The organism is Protofrankia sp. CiT1, assembly GCF_917627335.1.
In the GTDB taxonomy this organism is placed as follows: domain Bacteria; phylum Actinomycetota; class Actinomycetes; order Frankiales; family Frankiaceae; genus Protofrankia.
Window position 1 is genome coordinate 1 of record NZ_CAKJTP010000245.1, and the last position, 682, is coordinate 682.

General features: G+C 65.0%; 1 protein-coding gene. It reads right to left on the reverse strand.

The window, feature by feature from the left end; genetic code table 11:
• Window positions 1-286 precede the first annotated feature (286 nt).
• A complete protein-coding gene (locus MJ785_RS20820) occupies window positions 287-436 on the reverse strand; it encodes a hypothetical protein (RefSeq protein ID WP_239308694.1) in 150 nt (49 codons plus the stop codon).
• Window positions 437-682: the final 246 nt, after the last annotated feature.

Consider the following 682-nt stretch of genomic DNA (forward strand, 5'->3'; position numbering starts at 1 on the left):
ATTGCCGGTCGCTCTAAAGGTGACTGACCTTACTGCTGTCTTACGGTGACTGCGATGTTGCCGGATGTAAACGTGGTACGCATCGCGATAGTGCGACACGCGGGCTTCAGGTCGGTGACCAGACGGTATTCCCTCACTAACGTTCCTTAACACCGCTGGCTGCGTGAGACTTTTCATGATCGCGCCGCTTGGGCCTCACCGCATTTCGGCATGGCTGGCTTGCGAGGTCCGAGCCGGCCGGCGTCATCATCGATATCCGAGTCGGCAGGAAGGCCACCGTCCATGGTCAGCTGGCCTGCGCGGCAGTCTGCGCCGTCCGAGCCGCGTGCGGGCTGTTGCGGGTTCGCGGCATGGCGCCGCCTTCCACATCCGCGGCCATGAGCGCGCTCATCTGGCTCGCGATCGTCGCGGTCTGGGGTTTCGTGCTAATCCCCATGTGGTTGAGGCACCATGACAACACGCTGGAACAGCGCTCAGCTGAACGTTTCACGATGGCCATGCGAGTCCTCGCGCTGCGGAGGGCGCCGTGGTCGGGCAGGGGGTCCGCGATGCGGCCAGGCACTTCCCGGCAGGGTGCCGACCCGGCTTCCCGACCCGCGCGTCCCGTTTTCCCGGCGGAGAGCCATCCTCCTGGCGCCAGCGCATCCGGTCACGCTATGGCTGGTCACGCTATGCCTGGTCA